The sequence below is a fragment of the Micromonospora trifolii genome (assembly GCF_050516465.1).
In the GTDB taxonomy this organism is placed as follows: domain Bacteria; phylum Actinomycetota; class Actinomycetes; order Mycobacteriales; family Micromonosporaceae; genus Micromonospora; species Micromonospora trifolii.
On sequence record NZ_CP191526.1, the window covers coordinates 5,381,250 to 5,401,955 of the forward strand.

Sequence of the window (20,706 nt, forward strand, 5' to 3'; positions counted from 1 at the left end):
ATGATCGACGGGGTGAGCGGAGTGCGAAAGGGGGTGGGCGGGGTCAGCGGCGTGGGGGGCGGAGGGACCGGGTCAGGTGGGACAGGCGGGGGGCCAGGCTGGTCAGGCCGCCTGGGAAGAAGTAGACGGCCAGGATGAAGACAGTGCCCAGGACGAACAGCGGCTGGCTCAGCGGACGGCTGAGGACGGCCGGCAGGTTGTCCACCGCGTCGCTCGTACCGAAGGCGGTGAGCCGGTGGTCCAGATACATGTAGAGGACACCGCCGAGCACCGGACCCCACCGGGTGCCCGGCCCACCGAGCACCACCATGACCAGCAGCGACAGGGTCAGCTCGGAGGACGTGATGTGCGGCGACGCGCCCCCCACGATCAGGACGTAGACCACCCCGCCCGCCGACGCCAAGCCGCCGGCCAGGGTGAACGCCACGAGCTTGTAGCGGTACGGGTCCAACCCGAGCACACCGATCCGCCGCTCGTCGTCGCGCAACCCGGCGAGCACCCGACCGGTCGGTGACCCGCTCACCCGGTGCACCACGAAGACCACCAGCGTCAGGTACGCCAGCGCCAACCAGTACAGGTTGACCGTGTTCGTCACCCCCACCAGCCCGGCGGGCAGCCCGGACACGTCCAGCGGCAGGCCCTCCTCGCCGCCGGTGAGCCCGCCGAAGTCCCGGGCCACCAGGATCGCCCCGACCTGGGCGAAGGCCAACGTCACCATGGCGAACGCGATGCCCACCGTCCGCAGCGCCACCGCGCCGAGCAGCGCGGCGAGGATGGTGCCGCCGGTGATGGTCAGCAGCGCCGCCTGCCACAGCGGCAGACCGGCCCGGGTGACCAGGATGTCGGTGCCGTAGACACCGGCGGCGAAGTACAGCGCGTGCCCGAAGGAGAGCATCCCGGTCCGGCCGAACAGCAGGTCGTACCCGGCCGCCAGCCCGCCGAAGATCAGGCAGATGGCGAGCAGTTGCAGGGTGCCGGGTGAGTTGACCGGTCCCTCGAAGATCCCCGGCAGGGAGATCGTCGAGTACGGCAGGATCGCCAGCACGACCAGCGCGACCAGCGGCAGGAACGGGCGGACCCGGTGCCACCGCCCCCGCTGCGGACTCAGTTCGTCGGGCACCTGCGCGCGAGGCGCGTCGATCACCGTCATGCCGTTGCCACCTTTCCGGCGATGCCCTGCGGGCGCAGCAGCAGCACCACGGCCAGCAGCCCGACCACGCAGATGTCGCCCAGCCCGGACGTGCCGTAGTAGTTGACGAACTGCTGCACCAACCCGACCACGACCGCCGCGTACGCGGAGCCGACCACCGAGCCCATCCCGCCGATCACCACCACGATGAACGCGAAGATCAGCAGCGAGCCGCCCTGCCCGGGCGAAACGGTGCCGAAGTAGACCCCGCCGAGCGCTCCGGCGAGCGCGGCGGCCGCCCCACCGATCGCGAAGACCAGCGTGAACGCCTTGCGGACGTCGATGCCCAGCGCGGTCACCATCTCCCGGTTCTCCACCCCGGCCCGGATCACCAGGCCGTACCGCGTCCAACGCAGGAACGCCAGGATCGCGCCGAGCACCAGCACCGCCGCGATGATCAGCAGCAGGCCACCGTTGGGCACCTGCGCGCCGAGGATCCCGGTCACCTGCCGGGTCCAGTCCGGACGCGGGAACGGCCGGGCGTCCGCACCCCAGGTGGCCTGGAGCAACGCCACCCCGGCCAGCGACAGCCCGACGGTGACCAGCACCTGCTCGATGGTGCGGGAGTACAGCGGGCGGATCAGCACCAGCTCGACCAGGATCGCCACCAGCGTGCCGGCGGCCACCCCGAAGGCGACAGCGAACACGAAGCCGAACCCGTCCGGGCCGGCGCCCGGCAGGTTGCCCGCCGCCCACCAGGTCCCGTACGCGCCGACGCCGAGGAACAGCCCGTGCGCGAAGTTGAGCACGTCGGCCAGGCCGAAGACCAGGGACAGGCCGGAGGCGACCAGGAAGTACAACGCCGCCAGGCCGAGCCCGGTCAACGCCAACAGGATCACGGTGCCCATCAGTGAGACACCTCCGCCGAGCCGACCCCGAGCAGCGACTTCGTCAACGCGGTCTCCAACAGCAACTCGTGGGCGTCGCCGGTCCAGGCCACCTTGCCGGCGGCCAACACGACCGCGTCGCGAGCCAGCCGGCGTACGACGGCCAGGTTCTGCTCGACCAGCAGCACCGGCACCGACTCCGCGACCCGTTCCAACACCTCGGCCACCTCGGTCACCACCTTCGGCGCCAACCCCTTGGTCGGCTCGTCGACGAGCAGCAGCCGGTTGTCGTTGAGCAGCACCCGACCGATGGCGAGCATCTGTTGCTGCCCGCCGGAGAGCGAACCGGCCCGTTGCCGTCCGCGCCGGTCCAGCTCCGGAAAGAGCGCGAAGACCTTGTCGTACGCCGGGGTGGTGCCGCGCCGCTCGGCGAGCCGCAGGTTCTCCGCGACGGTGAGCCCGGCGAACACGCAGCGGTCCTCGGGCACGTAGCCGAGCCCGCCGCGGACCAGCCGGTGCGTCGGCCGGGCCAGCAGGCTCTGCGCGCCCATCCGGATGGTGCCGCGGACCTCCCCGGCGGGCGGGGTGAGGCCGACGATGGCGCGCAGCGTGGTGGTCTTGCCGACGCCGTTGCGACCGAGCAGGACGGTCACGCCGGTCGGGGCGACAGTGAAGGACACCCCCTGGAGGATGTGCAGCCCGGAGATCCGGACCGACAGCTCCTCCACACTGAGGATCGGTTCCATCAGAGCGACTCCCCCAGGTAGGCCTCTTGCACTGTGGGGTTGGCCATCACCGTCTCCGGGGTGTCGCAGGCCAGCAGCGCGCCGTGGTGCATGACGGCGATGCGGTCGGCCAGTTCCAGGATGACGTCCATGTGGTGTTCGACCATCAGCACGGCCCGGCCGCTGTCGCCGGTCAACGACTTGATGACGGCGACCAGCTCCGGCACGTCCTCGGCGCTGACCCCGGCCATCGGCTCGTCCAGCAGCATCACCCGCGGTTCACCGGCGAGCAGCAGGGCGATCTCCAGCTTGCGCTTCTCGCCGTGGGCCAGGGTGCCGGCGAGGGCCGTACCCCGGTGTGCGAGGCCGACCCGGTCGAGCGCCGCGTCGGCGGCGGCGGCGACCTCCCGGTCGGCCGCCGCCCGCCGCCACAGTGCCATCGAGCCCCCGCGGTGCGCCTGCACGGCGAGCCGAACGTTCTCCCGCACGCTCAGCGAGCCGAAGACGGAGGACGCCTGGAAGGTACGGCCCAGACCGAGGCGGGCCCGCCGGTGCGGCGGGAGCGCCCCGATGTCCTGCCCGTCCAGAACGATCCGGCCCTCGGTGGCCCGGCGCAGGCCGGTGATCAGGTTGAACAGTGAGGTCTTGCCGGCGCCGTTCGGCCCGATGACGCCCAGGAACTCCCCGGGCGCGAGGTCGAGGTAGACGCTGTCGACGATGGCGACCTCACCGATCCGCCAGGTCAGACCGCGGGTGGCGAGCATGGTCAGCCCTTCATGGCCACGGCCGGCGGCGCGGTCTCGTCACCGGTGAGGCTCTTCTGCGCGGTCGCGGTGAACGCGGTGCCGCTGCCGGTCAGCTTGGCCTGGAACATCGGCTGGAGCAGCGCGTGGTCGGCGGCCCGGATGGTCATCTTGCCCTTGACCCCGTCGAAGCTCCAGCCCTCCAGGGCGGTGACCATCTTGTCGACGTCCTCCCCGCCCTCCTGCGCGGCACGGACCACCATCTGCGCGGCGGCGAAGCCGTCCGGGTGGAACAGGTCGATGGTGTTCACCTTGGCCTTCAGCGCCTTGCTGGCCTCGGTGTCGCTGGCACCGTCGAAGTAGTGCGACAGGAAGGAGATCTTCGCGCCGGCTGCACCGAAGGTCGGCCACGAGGCGCGGATGTCCAGGCCGGTGACGACAGTGGTGGACGAGAGGACGCCCTGCTGGTCGAGGGTCTGCCACATGGCCGGGGCGGTCGTGCCCGCCCACGCCACGAAGAGCAGGTCCGGCTTGGCGGCCTTGATCTGGCTGGCGAACGGGGTGAACTCGGTGGCACTGGCCGGGGCCCGGACACTGCTCACGGTCGCACCCGCGGTGCCGATGACGGCCTTGACGGCCGCCTCGTTGGCGTCACCGAACGCGCCGTCCTGAGCGAAGACCACTACCTTCTTACCGGTCGGGTCACCGATGAACGACTTGGCGGTCACCACATCCTGGTAGGACTGCCGACCGGAGCGGAAGGTGTACTTGTTCGCGCCGGTCACCGCATCTGTGGCGGCCGGGCCGGAGATGAACAGCACCTTGTTCTGCGCCGCGATCGGCGCGACCTGGAGCGCCACACCGGAGGCGGTGGAGCCGGCGATGATCTTCGTACCCTTACCGATCAGGTCCTTCGCGGCGGAGACCGCCTTGGCCGGGTCGCCCGCGTCGTCGACCTCGGTCAACTCGATCTTCCGGTCACCGACCTTGCCGGTGCCCTTGGTGGCGAAGTCCAGCCCCGCCTTGAAACCCTCAACGTACTGCTTTCCGTAGCTGGCCAGGGCTCCCGACTGGGAGTACACCAGGCCGACCTTGACCGGCGCGGCACTGTCGCCGCCGCCGGTGGCGGTGTCCTGCGGGCTGCCACAGGCCGTGGCGGCCAGCGCCGCGGCCATCATCGTGGCGGCGGAGAGGAACGCCCGCCGCGTCGTCCGGACCGTCATTGCGACTCCACATGAGGACTCAGAGGGAGAGAACTTCTTCGTGACGGCTCACGCTAGAAGTGACGTCACCCACGAGCTATGTGGCGGAAACACACAAGTAACAGGAATGAGGTGGCCGGAGGTTACAACGGGCCGCACTACCAGCCGCGAGCCCACGCCCTCGATGGCCCGAACCCCCACGGACCGCCCGAGCCGTGTGTCGCCCCGCGCCATTCGCCCGGTTCGGTCAGGGCTACCCCTTCAAGATCGTGCTCGATCCTGGTTGTAGTGGCTTCGGGCGGCCACGACAGAACTGAATCCTGGATCGAGCACGATCTTGCGACGGACCCCGCCCATGCGTGCCGCTGGCCCGCCGTCCGGGTGGCGGACGACGGGCCAGCGTGTGGGCCGGGCGTGGTCGGCCCGGTGGTCGACCCGGAGCGGATCAGCTCCGGGCCGAGGTTTGGATCAGCGGCCGGCGAGGGCGGCGACGGCAGTGTCCGGGTGGTCGCTGAAGACACCGTCGAGGCCCAGGCCAAGGAAGAGTTCGTACTCGGCGGTGATGTCGCCGCGCGCGTTCGGGTCGGCGCCGATCCGGAAGTCCACCGGAAGGAACTGGTTCTCGGCGCGGAACGTCCAGGAGTGCACGAGCAGGTGCTCCCGGTGCGCGTCGCGTACCACGTTGGTTGGGGCGAGCAGGGCGCCGGCGGCGTTCCGGGGGACGATCAGATTCTTGTTCGCGCCGATGCCGTCGGCGTACCCGGCGATCCACTTCAGCCCGACCGGCGTGACCAGATCCTGGTAGGTGCGGGTGTCACCGGCGGCGGTGAAGTCGTACGGGCGGCCGGTCGCGTCGAGCAGTTGGACCAGCTTCACGTCGGTCAGGCGGCTCAGGCGGCGCAGGTTGGCCGTCTCGAACGACTGGATGAAGACCGGTGAGTTCTTCCGGTCCAGCTTGTTCTGCCGCAGCACCCGCAGCAGCGGCTCCTCCAACGGCAGTTTGATCGAGGCGAAGTAGCTCGGGTGCTTGGTCTCCGGGTAGATCCCGATGGTGCGGCCCCGTGCCCGCCCCTCGGTCCGGGCCAGGTCGATGACCTCCTGGAGGGTGGGCACCTCGAAGCGGCCGTCGAAGGCGGTGTTCGCCACGCGTACCTGCGGCAGCCGCTCCTTGGCCCGCAGCGTCTTCAGCTCGGCGAGGGTGAAGTCCTCGGTGAACCACCCGGTCACCGCGACACCGTCGATGGTCTTCGTCGCCTTGCGGGCCGCGAACTCCGGGCGGGTCGACACGTCGGTGGTGCCGGAGATCTCGTTCTCGTGCCGGGCGACCAGCACGCCGTCGGAGGTGGAGACCAGGTCCGGCTCGATGTAGTCGGCACCCATCCGGATCGCCAACCGGTACGCCTCCAGCGTGTGCTCCGGCCGGTAGCCGCTGGCGCCACGGTGACCGATCACGATCGGTCGGTCGTTGGCCCGGGAGCGGTCCGCGTCGGCGGTTGGTTCGGCCGCGGCCATGGTCGGCAGGGCCACGGCGGCGGCGAGCAGAACGCTGGCCACGCCGAGGGTCGAGAGGGTACGTCGCAACGCCGTCTCCTGTCATCGATGGTCCGGGTAAGCAGACCGCCCGTGATTTGCCAGGAGTTGGTCGATGGCTGGCCGGCAGATGAATCTCCGGAATGCCCGTTCCCACTCCAGGGTCGCGGGCGGACAGGAAGATTGTCTGGTGCGCCGGTTTTTCCGCAATCCCGTGCGGCTGGTGCCGTTCGCGTTCCTGGTGCCGATCCTGCTCGGCACCGGGTTGCTCATGGCGCGCTGGGCGACTGCCGAACACGTACGCCCACCCGTGGTCACCGCGCTCTTCACCGCCACCTCGGCCGTGTCGGTCACCGGCATGGCCATCACCGACACGCCGAACTACTGGTCCGGCGCGGGACTGGTGGTGATCACCCTGCTCACTCAGCTCGGCGGACTCGGCATCCTCACCGTCGCGGCGTTAGTCATCCTGGTGGTCTCCAGTCAGCTCGGGCTGCGCAACCGGTTGCTGGTGCAGGCCGAGACGGCGGAGTTCGGCATCGGTGACGTGGGCCGGTTGCTCCGCCGGATCGCGCTGACCGTCTTCGCCTGCGAGGCGGTGATGACCGTGCTGGTCGCCGGTCGGCTCTGGCTGACCTACGACTACCCCTTCGGGCAGGCCCTCTGGTCGGGCGTCTTCCACGCCGTGCAGGCGTTCAACAACGGTGGCTTCGCGCTCTACACCGACGGTCTGCTGGCCTTCAGCCGTGACCCGTGGGTGTCGCTGCCCTTGGCGCTCGGCGCGATCATCGGCGGTCTCGGGTTTCCCGCGCTCTTCGAGGCGGTCCGCGAGTGGCGTCAGCTGGCGCACTGGGCGGTGGCGACGAAGTTGACCATCTGGGGCAGCGCGGTGCTGCTGCTGGTCGGCTTCGCCGGCCTGCTCGCCGCCGAGTGGACCAACACGAGCACGATCGGCCAGTACGACGTACCCGGGAAGATTCTCGCGTCGTTCACCCAGATCGCGCTGAGCCGGACCGGCGGCTACAGCGTCCTGAACATCGCCGCTCTCCAGGAGGAGAGCTATCCCCTGCTGATCGTGCTGATGTTCATCGGCGGCGGCAGTGCCAGCACGGCCGGTGGCATCAAGGTCTCCACGTTCTTCCTGCTGGCGTTCACCATCTGGGCGGAGTTGCGGGGTGAGCCCGACGTGACGATCGGGCACCGCCGGGTGGCCACCGCGAGCCAACGGCAGGCGATCACCGTGGCGCTGCTCAGCGTCGCGCTGGTGATGGCCGGAACCATGCTGTTGCTGCTGCTCACCGAGGGCGTCCGCTTCGTCGCGGCCCTGTTCGAGATCACCTCGGCGTTCAGCACCACCGGTCTGACCATCGGTCTGGCCGCCGAACTGCCGGCCGGCGGCCAACTGGCGCTGACCGTGCTGATGTTCATCGGCCGGGTCGGGACGCTCACCCTGGGGTCGGCGATCGCCCTGAACACCCGACGCCGGCTCTACCGCTATCCCCAGGAGCAACCCATTGTCGGCTAGGGCGTGTTTCGAAAGTGTCGGCCGGCCCGCAGGTCGGGAACGCGCCCATGGAAGCAGGGAGGGCCGAGGTGTCGGCTAGACGGGCGGACAGCGGCGGCATCGTGGTGATCGGGCTGGGTCGATTCGGTTGCCACCTGGCCGGGTCGCTGACCCGGATGGACCGCGAGGTGTTGGCCATCGACCGCAGCCCGGCGAAGGTGCAGCGCTGGTCGGCGCAGCTCGACCGGGTGGTTCAGGCCGACGCGACCGAGGAGGGGGCGCTGCGGCAGCTGGGCATCACCAGTTTCGGGCGGGCGGTGGTGGCCATCGGGGCCTCGGTGGAGGCGAGTGTGCTCACCGTGTTGGCGCTGGTCGAGCTGGGTGTGCCCCAGATCTGGGCGCGGGCCACCTCGCAGAAGCACGCCAAGATCCTGGCGTCGGTGGGCGCGCACCACGTGATCTTCCCGGAGGCGGAGACCGGGGACCGGGTCGCGCACCTGATCGTCAGCCGCTTGCTCGACTTCATCGAGTTCGACGACGACTTCGCCATCGCCACCGTCCGGGTGCCGGAGTCCCTGGTCGGGCGCACCCTGCTCGACCTGAGACCGGAGGAGCGCTTCGGGGTACGCGTGGTCGGCGCCAAGCTGCCGGGAGAACGCTTCCGGTACACCTCCGACGACACAGCGCTTCCCCAGGGCGGGGTGCTCATCGTCGAGGGTGGGATCGACCAGGTGCAGCAATTCGCGGGGATGCGCTGACCCTGCTGCCGGACCGGTCGGGGCAGACGGACCAACTGGTCCGACGGCACCGAAGCATGGCGACGCGGTGTGGCCTGCCTACTTCTTCCGGTGACCACCCGGCCCCTTGGTCATTTTCCCGCTTTTCCCGAACCACCACCTGAGGCCTTCGGCTTCGCGGGACCCTTCGCAGGCTTCGGCGGCTTGGCCTTCGACGCGCCGCCGCCCGAACCGGAGCCGCTCCGCACCGTCGCGGCCTTGGGCGGGGCCTTGGGCGGGGCCTTCGTCGTGGCGGCCTTGCTCGGCGGGGCCGTGGACGGCGCACTGCCGGCGACCCCGGACACTCGAACCCCACAGGTCGCCTCGCCGAGCCGGAACTCCACCGGCAACGGGTTCGCCCCGCTGTACTTACCCGTGAGGGTCATCTTCTCGGCCGCACCGGCGGCCAGCGTGGTGCGCTGGGCCGCCGGCCGGATCAGCACCGTGCTCCCCTGCTGGTGCACCGGCGCGGGCTCCGCCTTCGTCACCTTCTGCTGCCCGGGGAAGGTGAAGCTCATCGTCCAGTCCCGCAGCTCACGGCCGCCGGTGTTGGTCAGGGTCAGCTCGGCCGCGAACTCGGTACCCGAGTCGGTGCGCAACGCGTACGCCACCTCGCAGGGCGCCGCCGCCGGCAGACCCATCCGAGCCTCGGTCGTCGGCCGATCCCCGCCGCTGGCCGGACTGCGCGAGGTGAACCCCCACATCGCCCCGGTGACCGCGATCAGCCCGACGGCGGCCACTCCGGCCTCCACCCGCCGACGCCGGGTCACCCGCTGCCGCGTCCGACGGTCCCGGTTGCGGGTCCGCGACAACGGCAACGCGTCGGTCGCCGCCGACCAGGGCAGGATCGTGGTACGCGCACTGCCGAGCATGGCCGCGTCCAACGGCCCGGCGGCCGGGGAGACCGGCACCGCCGCGAGCATGCCGGCCGCCTCGGCGAGCGTCCGGGTCAGCTCGGCGGTGGCCGGCCGGTCGGCGGGTCGCTTGGCCAGGCAGCGTCCGACCAGGTCGGCCACCCCGTCGGGCAGCCCCGGGACGGTGGGCATCGGCTCCGGGTCGCTGTACATGTGGGCGCGCAGCATCTGGGTGGTCGTGCTGGCCCGCCACGGCAGTCGGCCGGTGAGCATCCGGTAGAGCAGCAGGCCCACGGCATACACGTCGGTGGCCGGGGAGACCTGGCCGTTGTCCAGCCGCTCCGGGGCGAGGTACGCGGGAGTGCCCAACAGCGCGCCGTCCGGGCCCTTCTCGCTCTCCCCGACGAGCGCGGAGATGCCGAAGTCGACCACCTTGACCCCGGTCGAGGTGAGCATGACGTTGCCCGGGGTGACGTCGCGGTGCACCACCCCACGAGCGTGCGCGGTCGCCAGCGCCGAGCTGACCTCAGCGCCGATGGTCAGCGCCTCCCGCCACGGCAGTTGGCTCTCCAGACCCAACCGGCTGGCCAGTGAAGCGCCGTCGACCAGCTCCATCACCACGTACGGCACGGTCAGACCGACCTGCTCGGACTCGCCGTAGTCGTACACGTTGGTGATGTTGGGGTGGCAGAGCCGCGCGGCGGCCTGCGCCTCGATTCGGATGCGGTGGCGGAAGGCCCGGTCGCTGGCCAGCCGGGAGGCCAGCACCTTCACCGCGACCTGGCGGCCGAGCACCTCGTCGTAGCCACGCCAGACCACCGACATGCCGCCCGCGCCGAGCTGCTCGATCAGCCGGTACCGCTCATCGAGCAGCTGCGCGCCGTTTCGGTCCCCACCACCCATGGTGAGCGATGTTGCCCAGGAACGGCCTGCCTACACCTGGAGTATCGGAATCGGTCAGGATTATCACTCGATCAGGCGGTAGCCAGCAGTTGGTCCACCGGGGCGTAGTCGTCGGTCAATACCATCGCCCCGCCGACGAAGTCCGTCAGCGCCGCACCGGACAGCAGGCTGACCTTCGGGTCCACCTCGGCCAGCCGGGCCTGAACGGCCTCCAGCGGCAACGGCGCGTCGGAGCCGACAATGAGGAAGTTGGAGCCCTGCTCCTGGGCGAGCGCCTCCGGCGGCGCGATCAGCGCGACGTGCCCGAACTCGGCGGCCACCGTGGCCAACTCGGCGCGGATGAACCGCAGCGGCGGGTAGTCGATGACGTTCTGCACGTACACCCCGCCGGGGCGGGTCACCCTCCGGACGTCGGCGGCCATCTCCCGGGTGGCCAGGTGCCAGGGCACCACCAGGTGCCCGAACGCGTCACCGACCACCAGGTCACGGCTGTCGGTCGGCTCGCCGGCGACCAGCATCCGCGCGTCGCCCACCACCGCCCGCAGCTCCGGCCCCGGCCGTACGCCCAGCTCCTGCTCGCCCAGCTCGACCAGCCCGCCGTCGATTTCGAACACCAGGTTGTCGGTGCCCGGACGGGTGGCGGTCAGGTAACGCGGCACTGTGAACCCGCCGCCGCCCAGGTGCAGCGCGTCCACCCGCTGACCGGCCGGCGCGGCGACGTCGGCGACCGCGCCGATCCACTTCGTGTAGGCGTACTCCAGGTGTTTCGGGTCGGCGAGGTCCACGTACGAGTGCTGGGCGGAGTTGAGCAGCAACGTCCGCCCGCTGGGCCGGGCGGGGTCCGCGGTGACCCGGGCGCAGTGGTACGCCGTCTCGATGTCGCACGGGTTGGGCGCCACGGTGGTCAGCCCCGCCCCGGCCAGGCCGAGTACGGCCAGCGCGGCCCGGGCCCGGGCCGGACCGGGCAGCTCGGTGGGCTCCTGCCGGCGCAGGTACCAGCCGAGACCGATACCGACCAGCCCGAGCGCGAGCGCCAGGGCCAGCAGGATGACGGTGCTGCGCAGCGCGGCGACCAGCACGAACCCGGTGAGCAGGGTTGCGGTGATGCCGCCCAGGGTGCCGATCCCGGAGAGTCGACCGACCACCTGGCCGGTGCGGCGCAGGTCGGCGAGCTGGAGTTTCACGACCAGCGGGGTGACCGCGGCCAGCAGCGCGGCCGGCACGAACACCGCCAACGCGACCAGCAGCAGGATGCCGCTGGCCGCACCACCGCGCAGCACCTCACCGGCGTAGCGGACGACGGGCAGGGTGACCGCTGTGGCGATGCCGGCCAGCACCAACGCTGGCGCCAGCAGGCCGCGGGGATTGCGGCGGTCGGCCAGCCAACCACCGGACCACGCCCCGTACGCGATCGCGGCCAGCGCGATGCCGATAACCGAGCTGGTCACCTGAAGGGTCACCCCGACGTACGGGCCGACCAGGCGCAGCGCGACGGTCTCCAGCACCAGCACGGCACCGCTGGAGAAGAAGACCAGGAAGGCGGCCAGGCCGTTGGGCAGCGCCCGGCCGGTGACCGGCACGGGCGGGGCCGGAGGTGCCGGCAGGGCCGCTACGTCGGACGGTGGGGAGCTCATCGTCGCGATGGTACGCAGCGAAGCTGGTGCTTCGGGTCAGTACATCGAGAGATGAACATGGTTCGTGTGGGACGCCGCCGGAGAGCCGCTTCCACTGTACGAACGCCACCCGGTGCCGGGGTGCCAGATCTGCCGATACCAGATCACGTAGAGCACGCCCAGCCGGTCGGCGTTGCGCACGTGCCAGGCGGCCAGGCTGTCCCCGTACGCCTTGTCGCCGCCGGTCGCGTTCTTGTCCTCGAAGCCGTTCGTGGCGGCCGAGAAGTCGCAGGCCCGGCCCTTCGGATGCTCGCCGCCGCCACCACTGCGCTTGCAGGAGACGTGCCGCTTGTAGCCGGCCGCCTGGGTCTGCTTGAGCGCGTTGAGAGTGCGCGGTGTGATGCACCCGGAGGTGGTCGGGTCCTTCACCGAGCAGGACTCCGACGGCCAGGACCCGTCGGAGTTACGCGGCGCGGGCTTCGCCGAGGCGGAGCTGCCACCGCTGAAACCGTTGCTGCCGCCGGAGCTGACCTCGGCGAGCGCCTCCTCGGCTTCCTTCTTCTTCTTCGCCATCACGGCGAGTTGCTTCTGCTGCTCGCGGACCTCGGCGTCGATGGCGACCTTGGCCTGCTGCGCCTGCTGCCGGGCCTCGGTGAGGTCACGCAGCCGCTTGCTGTCCCGCTGGGCCATCAGGTCGAGGTCGCCGGCGCGTTGCAGGAACGCCTCCGGCGTGGCGGTGTTGAGCAGCATCGAGACAGCGCTCAGCCGACCCACCCGGTACGACTGGGCGGCCACCTCGCCCACCTGGCTGGTGAGCCCGACCAGCCGACCCTCCAGCGTCGTCAGCTCGCCGGTCAGCGCCGTCTGGCGACGCTTGGAGTTGTCCAGCTTGGCCTTGGCCTCGATGTGGCCCTTGGCGGTCAGCTCCAGCGCGTCCTGCAACTTCTTGCTGCCGCCCTCGCCAGGCTCCGCGTACGCGGGCACGGCGGCACCGCCGAGCACCAGCGCGACGGCGGCGAGCAGGGCGAACAGAGCGCGGCGACCGAGCCGCGGGCTGAGCCTGGTCCTGGGCACGAAAGCGTCCTTCCGTCAACCGCCGGCCCCCGATGAACACTGCACGGCGGCGCCGGTCGGCGGCCTGCTGGCGGAGACCGCCGGTCACGATACCGGACTGCGGGCCGGTGACCAGCCCCCTGACCCTCGGGCTGTCTCGATGTCGACGGAGCGTCCCAACGCGGTCGCGCAGCGCGCCGATCAGGTGTTGAGGAGCGCGTCGCGCACCTCGGCCCAGACCTGCTCGTTGGCCGCGACGAGCAGCCCGCGGCCGTCGTCGGCGGGGTGGTAGTCGGCCCCGTCGAACCGGCGGGCGACACCCCCGGCGGCACGGACCAGCACGGTGCCCGGGGCATGGTCCCAGGGCAGGGTGCGCCAAAAGAGGGCGAACTGCTGCTCGCCGGTGAGGATGTCCAGGTACTCCCGACCGGCGCAGTGCTGGCCGGGCAGCAGCTCACCGAGCCGCCGACCACCGGCGCGGACCCGGTCGCGGGTCTCCGGCGGCAGGAACCGGGTCATCGCGGCGCCGCGCAGCTCGCCGAGCGGCGGCACCGAGCCGGAGCCGTCCACCGGTCGACCGTTGAGCAGGGTGCCCTCGTCCGCCGAGCCGGCGGCGAGAGTGTCGGCCAGCGGGTCGAGGATCCAGCCGGCGGTCGGCCGCCCGTCGGTCAGCAGCGACACCATCAGGGCGAACGGCCGGCGACCGGCGGCGAAGTTGGCGGTCCCGTCGACCGGGTCGACCAGCCAGACGTCCCCGCCGTCGCGCAGGTGCCGCAGCAACCCCGGATCGTCGGCGACACCCTCCTCGCCGACCACCATCGAGCCCGGCCGCAGCCGGCGCAACCCCGCCGAGAGCAGCTCCTCGGCCCGGCGGTCGGCGACGGTTACCACCTCGCCGGGCGCCTTCTCCGACACGTCATCGTCGTCAAGTTTGCGGAACAGTGGCAGGACGACCTGGTCGGCGGCCTCCCAGAGCAGGCCGCTGACGTCGTCCAGCAGGGTGTCAGCCACGCGGCGGCAGCTTGACCACGCTGACGAAGAACTCGTCGATCTGACGGACCACCGAGATGAAGCGCTCGAAGTCCACCGGCTTGGTCACGTAGGCGTTGGCGTGCAGCTGGTAGCTGCGCAGGATGTCCTCGTCGGCCTGTGAGGTGGTGAGCACCACCACCGGGATCCGGCGCAGGTGCTCGTCCTTCTTGATCTCTTCCAGCACCTCCCGGCCGTCGCGCCGGGGCAGGTTGAGGTCGAGCAGGATCAGGTCGGGCGCCACCGCGTCGGCGTACTGGCCCTCCTGCCGCAGGTAGGCGAGCGCCTCGGCCCCGTCGGAGACGACGGTCAGCCGGTTACGCAGCTTGTGTTCCTCGAACGCTTCCTGGGTCATCAGCACGTCACCCGGGTCGTCCTCCACGAGCAGGACCTCGATCGGGCTCTTGCCATCCGCCGGCGCGGTCATCCCACCGTCTCCCTCATGTCACCCGTTCTACCGCTTTCCAGCGTCTCGTCGGCCCGGTCCGGCTGGTCCGGCCCGTCGGCCTGCTCCGTCAGCGCTGCCGGAGCCTCGGTCGAGGGCGTCGTGTCGCCCACGGTCGGGGCGTTCGGCGCCCCCGCGGAATCGGCAGCGGCAGCCGCCTCGACGTCCTCGGGAAGTGCCGGCAGGGTGAACCGGATCGCGGTGCCCTCCGGCACGTCGGTGTCCACCCAGACGCGGCCGCCGTGGTACTCGACGATCTTCTTGACGATCGCCAACCCGATGCCGGTGCCCGGGTACGCGTCCTTCGAGTGCAGCCGCTGGAAGATCACAAAGATCTTGTCGGCGAACTCCGGCTCGATCCCGATGCCGTTGTCCTGACAGGTGATCTCCCACTCGGCGCCCACCAACCGGGCCGACACGTGCACCTTCGACGGCACGTCGGGGCGGCGGAACTTGATCGAGTTGCTGACCAGGTTGGCCAGCAGGTTGGTGAGCAGCGGTTCCTCACCCGAGATCACCGGCAGCTCGGTCCAGGTCAACTCGGCGTCCGCGTACTGCCTGGCGGCCTCGGTCTGGCCGGCCACGTCGCCCATCACCTTGTTGAGGTCGACCTCGACGAAGCCGGTGGTGAGCCGCCCGATCCGGGAGAACGCGAGCAGGTCGTTGATCAGGCGCTGCATCCGTTGCGCGCCGTCCACCGCGAAGGCGATGTACTGGTCGGCCCGCTCGTCGAGCTGCCCGGCGTAACGGCGCTGGAGCAGCTGGCAGAAGCTGGCCACCTTACGCAGCGGCTCCTGGAGGTCGTGCGAGGCCACGTACGCGAACTGCTCCAGGTCCCGGTTGGACCGGGTCAGCTCCTCGGCCTGCTTCTGGAGTTGGCTGTTGACCCACTCGATGCGCTCGCGGGCGGCTCGGACCTCGGCCAGGTCGGCGGCGATCTTCTGCCGCATCGCGTCCACGTCCTCGCCGAGCCGGACGAACTCCGGGGGGCCGGTGGTGGCGATGCCGTGCTGGTAGTCACCCTCGGCGACCTCGCGGACCTGGTCGGCCAGCCCGATCAGCGGACGGATGACCATCCGGTCCAGGGAGAGCAGCAGCAGCGCCCCGGCGACGACCACCACCAGCGCGGCGACGATCAGGAGGACGACCAGAATGTTGCTGCTGGTACGCACGTTGTTCGCGGTCTGCTCCCGGGCGGCCAGGACCTCCCCCTGGAGGTCGTTGACCGCCAAGCGCACGTCGTCGAACTGTTGCCGGGCCGCTTCGGTGACCAACGCCTGACCGGCGCTGGTGCCGCTCTTTTCGGTGGTGGTGATCACCGGCTCCGCCACCGACTGCCGCCACTGCGTGACACGCTCCTCGACGGTCCGCAGCTCCTGGCTGATCTGTGGATAGTTGTCGAGCAGCGTCCGCATCGAGGCGGTGACGCTCTTCTCCTGGGCGAGCCCCTCCCGGTAGGGGTTCAGGTCGTCCGGGTCGCCGCTGACCGCGTACCCCCGGATCGCCGTCTCCTGGTCGAGCAGCGCGTTGAGCAGTTCCTGGGACTGCACCCGCAACGGGCCGGTCTCGTTCAGGACGGCGTCGATCTGGGTGCGGTTGCGGGCGGCCATCGCCGCCTCCGCGGCGGCCAGGCCGATCAGCAACACGCCCACGACGGTGAGCAGGGTGATGACCCGGCGGCGCAGACTCCAGCCGCCGATGACCGGCTTCATCGGCCACCACCCCGGCTGACCAGCAGCATGGCCACGTCGTCGGCGAGCGGGCCACCGTTGAGCCGCTCGGCCCGCCCGACCAGCCAGGCCGGCAGCTCGGGCAGCGACACCGAACGGTTGGCCGGCTCGTCCAGCAAGCCGCTGAGGCCCGGCACGTCGAGCCGTTCGTTGCCGGCGTCCACCCGCCCCTCGATCAGGCCGTCGGTGTACATCAACAGGGACCAGTCATCGGTGTCGAACTCCAGGTCGTAGGCGATCGGCCGGCGAGGTCGTACGCCCAGCAGCCGGCCGCCGGGCGCGGGCACCGGGGTGACCCGACCGCCGGAGAGCAGCAGCGGTGGTGGGTGCCCGGCCAGTCGGACGGTGGCCCGGTTGGCGTCCAGGTCCAGTCTGACGGTGGCCACCGTCGCGAAAATCTCCTGGAGGCGGCGCTCACTCATCAGCACCTGCTCCAGGGCGGGCAGCACCTCGTCGTCCGGCACTCCGGCGAGCACCAGGGCCCGCCAGGCCACCCGCAGCTCGACCCCGAGCGCGGCCTCGTCCACCCCGTGCCCGCAGACGTCGCCGACGATCAGGTTGAGGCAGTCCGGGTGGGTCTGCACCACGTCGAAGAAGTCCCCGCCGATCAACGCGGCGTGCCGGCCCGGCCGGTAGAAGGTGTGCACCGCCACCTGGTCGGTCGTCATCAGCGGCTGGGGCAGCAGGCCGCGTTCGAGTCGCGCCGACTCGGCCTGGCGCAGCTCGACCTCGCGCAACCGGCGGGCGTTCTCGTCGGCGCGCTTACGCTCCACGGCGTAGCGCAGCGCCCGGGTCAGCAGCACCCCGTCGACCTGGCCCTTGACCAGGTAGTCCTGAGCGCCCTCGGCGACCGCCACGACGCCCAGGTGCTCGTCCGTGCGACCGGTCAGCACGCAGACCGCGGCACCGCTGGACATCTCCAACACCTGGCGCAGCCCGTCCAGCCCCTGCGCGTCGGGCAGGCCCAAATCGAGCAGGACGCAGTCGACGTCGTTGATCCGCTGCCGCGCCTCCCGGAGGCTGGTGGCGACCAGCAGGTCGATCATCGAGTTCGTCTCGGCGAGCAGCTCACCTACCAGGAAGGCGTCGCCCTCGTCGTCCTCCACCAGCAGGACCCGCAACCGCTCACCCGGCGGCAGGTTGGCGTGCCGCGCCAGGCCACCGTGCGGGTACGGCACAACTGGGGAACCGGCCAAGCCGGCCCCCCGGTGCGGCCGGGTCACCGCCGCGAGACGCGGGAGTTCGCTGGTGATGTCGGGCTCCTTCCGAGTGCCCTGCTGATCCTGTATTAGACAACGGTCGCACACAACACGATGCCTGCGGCGCGGGCGGGGATGGGGCGCATCACTGCTCGGCCGCGGACAAACCGGGCGGCTGATGGACGCCGGACGTACCGGCCATCCCATCCGCAGCCGCCGACGGGCAGGATGATCCCACCCCAGGCCCCACCACCCCCCGAGGAGTTCCCGTGGGCGCACCCACCACCCCGGCCACGACGGGCACGCCACCCCGTCCGATTCCGGGCGTAACCCCTGCCAGCCGCGCGCTGACCCGGCCGCGTCGGCGGCTCGTGGCCGCCGCGGCGGCGCTGGTCGCGCTGGCCGCGGTCGGCGCCGGCAGTCTGCTCGACCTGCGCACCCCGGCACCGAAGTCGGCCGACGCGCCAGCGGGCGCGTTCAGCGCCGCCCGGGCGTACGAGGACGTCCAGGTGATTGCCGCCCGGCCGCACGTCGCCGGCAGCCCGGCCAACGAGCAGGTCCGCGCGCACCTCGAACAGCAGTTGCGGGGGCTGGGCCTGGAGACCGAGGTGCAGGACACGGTGGCGCCGGAGGCCGGTCAGCTCAGCGGGGCGGCGGGCGGGGCGACGCTGGCCCGGGTCCGCAACGTGGTGGCCCGGATGCCCGGCACCGACTCGACGGGTCGGGTCTTCCTGGTCGCCCACTACGACTCGGTACAGACCGGGCCGGGCGGCAACGACGACGCGGCCGGCACGTCGACCATCCTGGAGGTGGCCCGTGCGCTGACCACCGGCCCCCGGCCGCGCAACGACATCGTCTTCGTGCTCACCGACGCCGAGGAGGCGTGCCTCTGCGGCGCGGCCGCGTTCGCCGCCAGCCACCCGCTGGCGGCCGACGGCGGTGTGGTGCTCAACCTGGAGGCGCGGGGCTCCACCGGGCCGGTGATCATGTTCGAGACGTCCCGGAACAACGCGAAGCTGGTGGACATTTTCGGCCGGGCCGCCCCACACCCGGTCGGCACCTCGTTCGCGGTGGAGATCTACCGCGCGCTGCCCAACGACACCGATTTCACCGCCTTCCTCGATCAGAAGTTCGTCGGGCTGAACTCGGCGTACATCGACGGGGGCGCGATCTACCACACGCCGTTGGACACCCCCGCCGCCATGGACCGGGGCAGCCTCCAGCAGCACGGGGACAACGCGTTGGGCCTGGCCCGGGAGTTCGGTGGCACCGACCTGACCGACCTGCGCTCCGGGCACGACGCCACCTACTTCCCCGTCCCCGGCGGGCTGGTCCGCTACCCGGGCTGGCTCACCCTGCCGCTGGCCCTGCTCGCGGTGGCCCTGGTTGCCGCCCTGGGCTGGCTGACCCGCCGCAGCGGCCGGGCCAGCACCGGCCGGCTGGCCGCCGGCTTCGCGCTGGCCCTGGTGCCGATCGTCGCCGCGCCGGTCGCCGCCCAACTGCTCTGGCTGGCGATCACCACGATCCGACCGGGGTACGCGGAGCTGCTCGACCCGTACCGGCCGATCTGGTACCGACTGGCCCTCCTGGCGCTCGCCACCGCCATCCTGTTCACCTGGTACGCGCTGACCCGCCGCCGGATCGGCCCGGCCGCGCTGGCCGTCGCCGGGCTGGCCTGGCTGGCCCTGCTCGGGGTGCTGCTCGCCGTGGCGGTGCCGGGTGGGGCGTACCTCACCACAGTGCCGGCGCTGGCCGGCGCCCTCGGCGGGCTGGTCGCGCTGCGTACCCGGCAGACCGGACCGTGGCCGGTGGTGGCGGTGACGGCCGCCGCGGCCGTGGGTGTGGTCATCCTGCTGCCCACCGTGGTGCTGCTCTTCCCCGCGCTGGGGATGGCAATGGGCGGGGTGGCCGCGCTGGTCGCGGTGCTGCTCGGCCTGACCGCCCTCCCGGTGGTCGACCTGCTGCACCCGCAGGCCGGCGGCCAGCGTGGTCTGATCGCGCTGCGAGCCCGGCGGCTCGCGGTGCTGCCGGCCGGTGCCGCCGCGGTGGCGGCGGTGGTGCTCGCGGGGGTCGGCCTGGGCGTCGACCGCTTCGACGCCGCCCACCCCGCGCCCACCCACCTGATGTACGCCATGGACGCCGGCACCGGCCAGGCCCGTTGGCTCAGCCACGAGAGCGACCCGCAGCCGTGGACGGACGGCTACGTGGACGGGGTCACCGACGTCGGCGACGACTTCCCGGGGCTCGGCGGCGGTGAGCTGCGGGCCGGCCCGGCGCAGGCAGCGAACCTGCCGGCGCCGAAGCTGGAGGTGGTGGCCGACGCCACCGCGGGCGGCGAGCGCACGCTGCGGCTGCGGCTCACTCCGCAGCGGGCGGCCCGGCTCGCCACCCTGCACGTCGACACGTCGACGGCCACCGTGCTGCGCGCCGAGGTGGCGGGGCGGTCGGTGCCGGTGGAGCCCCGCGCGGGGAAGTGGGGCTTCGGGCTGGTGTTCCACGCACCGCCGACGGAGGGCGTCGAGGTCGTGTTGGTCCTGCGGCCGATCGGCGGACAGGTGGCGCTGCGGGCGATGGACGCCAGTGACGGGTTGGACGCGCTGCCCGGCTTCCGCACCCGGCCGCCGGCCGTCGGCGTCGTCGGGTCACACAGCTCGGAGATGCTGGCGGTCGCCCGCACCTATCCCCTCTGACCGAAAAAGGGTGGTCCAGCGGGAGTGTTCTTCCGCCGGACCATCCTTTCCGGTCAGCCCACCGGTTCGGGTTGGCCGGCACCGATCCGGTGCCAGCGATTACCGTCGTGGTCGGTGAAGGTGAGGTCCACCAGAACGGTGTCGGCCGGGCGGAGCCGATGCTCCGCCGCGACGGTGACGAAGAGGTCGTGCACGTCGTGGCCGGGAATCCGACGGACCTGTTTCGCCGCGGCCAGCCCGACCGGTGGGGCGTCCGGATCGTCGGACGGGACGAGTCGAGCCAGCACCACCACGTCCAGCACCGGGGCGTCACTCTCGTTGGCCACGCCGACCCGCAGCACCGAGGTGCCGCGAATCTCGGCCACCGCCGAAACCAACCGGGCCTGGGTGGCTCGAATGCGCAGATCGTCGTTGCGGCGCGCGCGAATTTCCCGCCGCAATCCGAGGTACACGAAGAGCACGCTGGCGATGGAGCCGACCGCGCCGAACCAGTCCGGCACGGTTCCCCAGTCGATGACGTCCTGGATTGACGACCAGTTCATAGGTCCATCGTGGATGCACCTGTCGAGCGCCGGGCCCGGCGGATCGGCCGGAATCAGTCGCGAATTGGGAATTCCGGCACCGATTCCGGTCAGCCGGGCGGCCTAAACGGAGAGTGTGCAACCCAGTACGGGGATGGATACGCTTGCGGTCG

The 20,706-nt window shown here is 71.4% G+C and carries 17 protein-coding genes; 3 read left to right on the top strand and 14 right to left on the bottom strand.

From position 1 onward, the window contains the following. Positions 1-43: 43 nt before the first annotated feature. The 6 genes from ACQRWP_RS25055 to ACQRWP_RS25080 all read right to left on the bottom strand — a co-directional run bounded on the left by ACQRWP_RS25055 (position 44) and on the right by ACQRWP_RS25080 (position 6,267). Complete coding sequence (locus tag ACQRWP_RS25055; protein ID WP_430498179.1) at positions 44-1,150, bottom strand: branched-chain amino acid ABC transporter permease; 1,107 nt, start codon at positions 1,148-1,150, stop codon at positions 44-46. Further along, positions 1,147-2,037, bottom strand: coding sequence for a branched-chain amino acid ABC transporter permease (locus ACQRWP_RS25060; RefSeq protein WP_124815814.1), 891 nt, complete (start codon positions 2,035-2,037; stop codon positions 1,147-1,149). The genes ACQRWP_RS25055 and ACQRWP_RS25060 overlap by 4 nt, the downstream gene beginning before the upstream one ends. Continuing rightward, positions 2,037-2,762: an ABC transporter ATP-binding protein gene (locus ACQRWP_RS25065; protein ID WP_181548751.1), complete on the bottom strand. Its 726-nt coding sequence runs from the start codon at positions 2,760-2,762 to the stop codon at positions 2,037-2,039. Before ACQRWP_RS25065 ends, ACQRWP_RS25060 begins: the two co-directional genes overlap by 1 nt. Next, on the bottom strand, positions 2,762-3,505 hold the full coding sequence (locus tag ACQRWP_RS25070) for an ABC transporter ATP-binding protein (protein WP_112584733.1): 744 nt from the start codon (positions 3,503-3,505) through the stop codon (positions 2,762-2,764). Before ACQRWP_RS25070 ends, ACQRWP_RS25065 begins: the two co-directional genes overlap by 1 nt. Before the next feature lie 2 nt (positions 3,506-3,507). Then, the gene (locus ACQRWP_RS25075) at positions 3,508-4,707 is read right to left on the bottom strand and encodes a substrate-binding domain-containing protein (protein WP_430498182.1); all 1,200 of its coding nucleotides are present in this window, start codon (positions 4,705-4,707) and stop codon (positions 3,508-3,510) included. A 447-nt stretch (positions 4,708-5,154) separates the two neighbouring features. Further along, on the bottom strand, positions 5,155-6,267 hold the full coding sequence (locus ACQRWP_RS25080; protein WP_430498184.1) for a glycerophosphodiester phosphodiesterase: 1,113 nt from the start codon (positions 6,265-6,267) through the stop codon (positions 5,155-5,157). Positions 6,268-6,406: 139 nt separating this feature from the next. On the opposite strand from ACQRWP_RS25080, the gene ACQRWP_RS25085 reads away from it, so the two are divergent. Both ACQRWP_RS25085 and ACQRWP_RS25090 read left to right on the top strand, forming a co-directional pair. After that, complete coding sequence (locus tag ACQRWP_RS25085) at positions 6,407-7,741, top strand: TrkH family potassium uptake protein (protein WP_430498186.1); 1,335 nt, start codon at positions 6,407-6,409, stop codon at positions 7,739-7,741. 68 nt (positions 7,742-7,809) lie between these two features. Then, on the top strand, positions 7,810-8,478 hold the full coding sequence (locus tag ACQRWP_RS25090; protein WP_430498188.1) for a potassium channel family protein: 669 nt from the start codon (positions 7,810-7,812) through the stop codon (positions 8,476-8,478). A 110-nt stretch (positions 8,479-8,588) separates the two neighbouring features. On the opposite strand, the gene ACQRWP_RS25095 is transcribed toward ACQRWP_RS25090, so the two are convergent. The 7 genes from ACQRWP_RS25095 to ACQRWP_RS25125 all read right to left on the bottom strand — a co-directional run bounded on the left by ACQRWP_RS25095 (position 8,589) and on the right by ACQRWP_RS25125 (position 17,301). After that, entirely contained in the window at positions 8,589-10,253 is a 1,665-nt protein-coding gene (locus tag ACQRWP_RS25095) for a protein kinase domain-containing protein (protein WP_430498190.1), read from the bottom strand. 71 nt (positions 10,254-10,324) lie between these two features. Then, positions 10,325-11,887: a fused MFS/spermidine synthase gene (locus ACQRWP_RS25100; protein WP_430498192.1), complete on the bottom strand. Its 1,563-nt coding sequence runs from the start codon at positions 11,885-11,887 to the stop codon at positions 10,325-10,327. 36 nt (positions 11,888-11,923) lie between these two features. Further along, positions 11,924-12,940: a coiled-coil domain-containing protein gene (locus ACQRWP_RS25105; protein WP_430498194.1), complete on the bottom strand. Its 1,017-nt coding sequence runs from the start codon at positions 12,938-12,940 to the stop codon at positions 11,924-11,926. Between the two features lie 180 nt (positions 12,941-13,120). After that, the gene (locus tag ACQRWP_RS25110; RefSeq protein ID WP_430498196.1) at positions 13,121-13,930 is read right to left on the bottom strand and encodes an inositol monophosphatase family protein; all 810 of its coding nucleotides are present in this window, start codon (positions 13,928-13,930) and stop codon (positions 13,121-13,123) included. Next, on the bottom strand, positions 13,923-14,375 hold the full coding sequence (locus ACQRWP_RS25115; protein WP_430498197.1) for a response regulator: 453 nt from the start codon (positions 14,373-14,375) through the stop codon (positions 13,923-13,925). Before ACQRWP_RS25115 ends, ACQRWP_RS25110 begins: the two co-directional genes overlap by 8 nt. After that, entirely contained in the window at positions 14,372-16,105 is a 1,734-nt protein-coding gene (locus ACQRWP_RS25120) for a sensor histidine kinase (RefSeq protein ID WP_430498199.1), read from the bottom strand. Before ACQRWP_RS25120 ends, ACQRWP_RS25115 begins: the two co-directional genes overlap by 4 nt. After that, on the bottom strand, positions 16,102-17,301 hold the full coding sequence (locus ACQRWP_RS25125) for a PP2C family protein-serine/threonine phosphatase (RefSeq protein WP_430503284.1): 1,200 nt from the start codon (positions 17,299-17,301) through the stop codon (positions 16,102-16,104). Before ACQRWP_RS25125 ends, ACQRWP_RS25120 begins: the two co-directional genes overlap by 4 nt. A 290-nt stretch (positions 17,302-17,591) precedes the next feature. Between ACQRWP_RS25125 and ACQRWP_RS25130 the strand changes: the two genes are divergently transcribed. Continuing rightward, complete coding sequence (locus ACQRWP_RS25130; protein ID WP_430498201.1) at positions 17,592-20,012, top strand: M28 family peptidase; 2,421 nt, start codon at positions 17,592-17,594, stop codon at positions 20,010-20,012. Positions 20,013-20,065: 53 nt separating this feature from the next. On the opposite strand, the gene ACQRWP_RS25135 is transcribed toward ACQRWP_RS25130, so the two are convergent. Beyond that, positions 20,066-20,554 (bottom strand): hypothetical protein, encoded by a 489-nt coding sequence (locus ACQRWP_RS25135; protein WP_430498202.1) that lies wholly within the window; start codon positions 20,552-20,554, stop codon positions 20,066-20,068. Positions 20,555-20,706: the final 152 nt, after the last annotated feature.

Bases quoted from the DNA above. Each gene is read 5' to 3' on its own strand.
- ACQRWP_RS25055 (WP_430498179.1), bottom strand. From the start codon at position 1,150: ATGACGGTGATCGACGCGCCTCGCGCGCAGGTGCCCGACGAACTGAGT.
- ACQRWP_RS25070 (WP_112584733.1), bottom strand. From the start codon at position 3,505: ATGCTCGCCACCCGCGGTCTGACCTGGCGGATCGGTGAGGTCGCCATC.
- ACQRWP_RS25100 (WP_430498192.1), bottom strand. From the start codon at position 11,887: ATGAGCTCCCCACCGTCCGACGTAGCGGCCCTGCCGGCACCTCCGGCC.
- ACQRWP_RS25060 (WP_124815814.1), bottom strand. From the start codon at position 2,037: ATGGGCACCGTGATCCTGTTGGCGTTGACCGGGCTCGGCCTGGCGGCG.
- ACQRWP_RS25120 (WP_430498199.1), bottom strand. From the start codon at position 16,105: ATGAAGCCGGTCATCGGCGGCTGGAGTCTGCGCCGCCGGGTCATCACC.
- ACQRWP_RS25075 (WP_430498182.1), bottom strand. From the start codon at position 4,707: ATGACGGTCCGGACGACGCGGCGGGCGTTCCTCTCCGCCGCCACGATG.
- ACQRWP_RS25065 (WP_181548751.1), bottom strand. From the start codon at position 2,762: ATGGAACCGATCCTCAGTGTGGAGGAGCTGTCGGTCCGGATCTCCGGG.
- ACQRWP_RS25115 (WP_430498197.1), bottom strand. From the start codon at position 14,375: ATGACCGCGCCGGCGGATGGCAAGAGCCCGATCGAGGTCCTGCTCGTG.
- ACQRWP_RS25135 (WP_430498202.1), bottom strand. From the start codon at position 20,554: ATGAACTGGTCGTCAATCCAGGACGTCATCGACTGGGGAACCGTGCCG.
- ACQRWP_RS25095 (WP_430498190.1), bottom strand. From the start codon at position 10,253: ATGGGTGGTGGGGACCGAAACGGCGCGCAGCTGCTCGATGAGCGGTAC.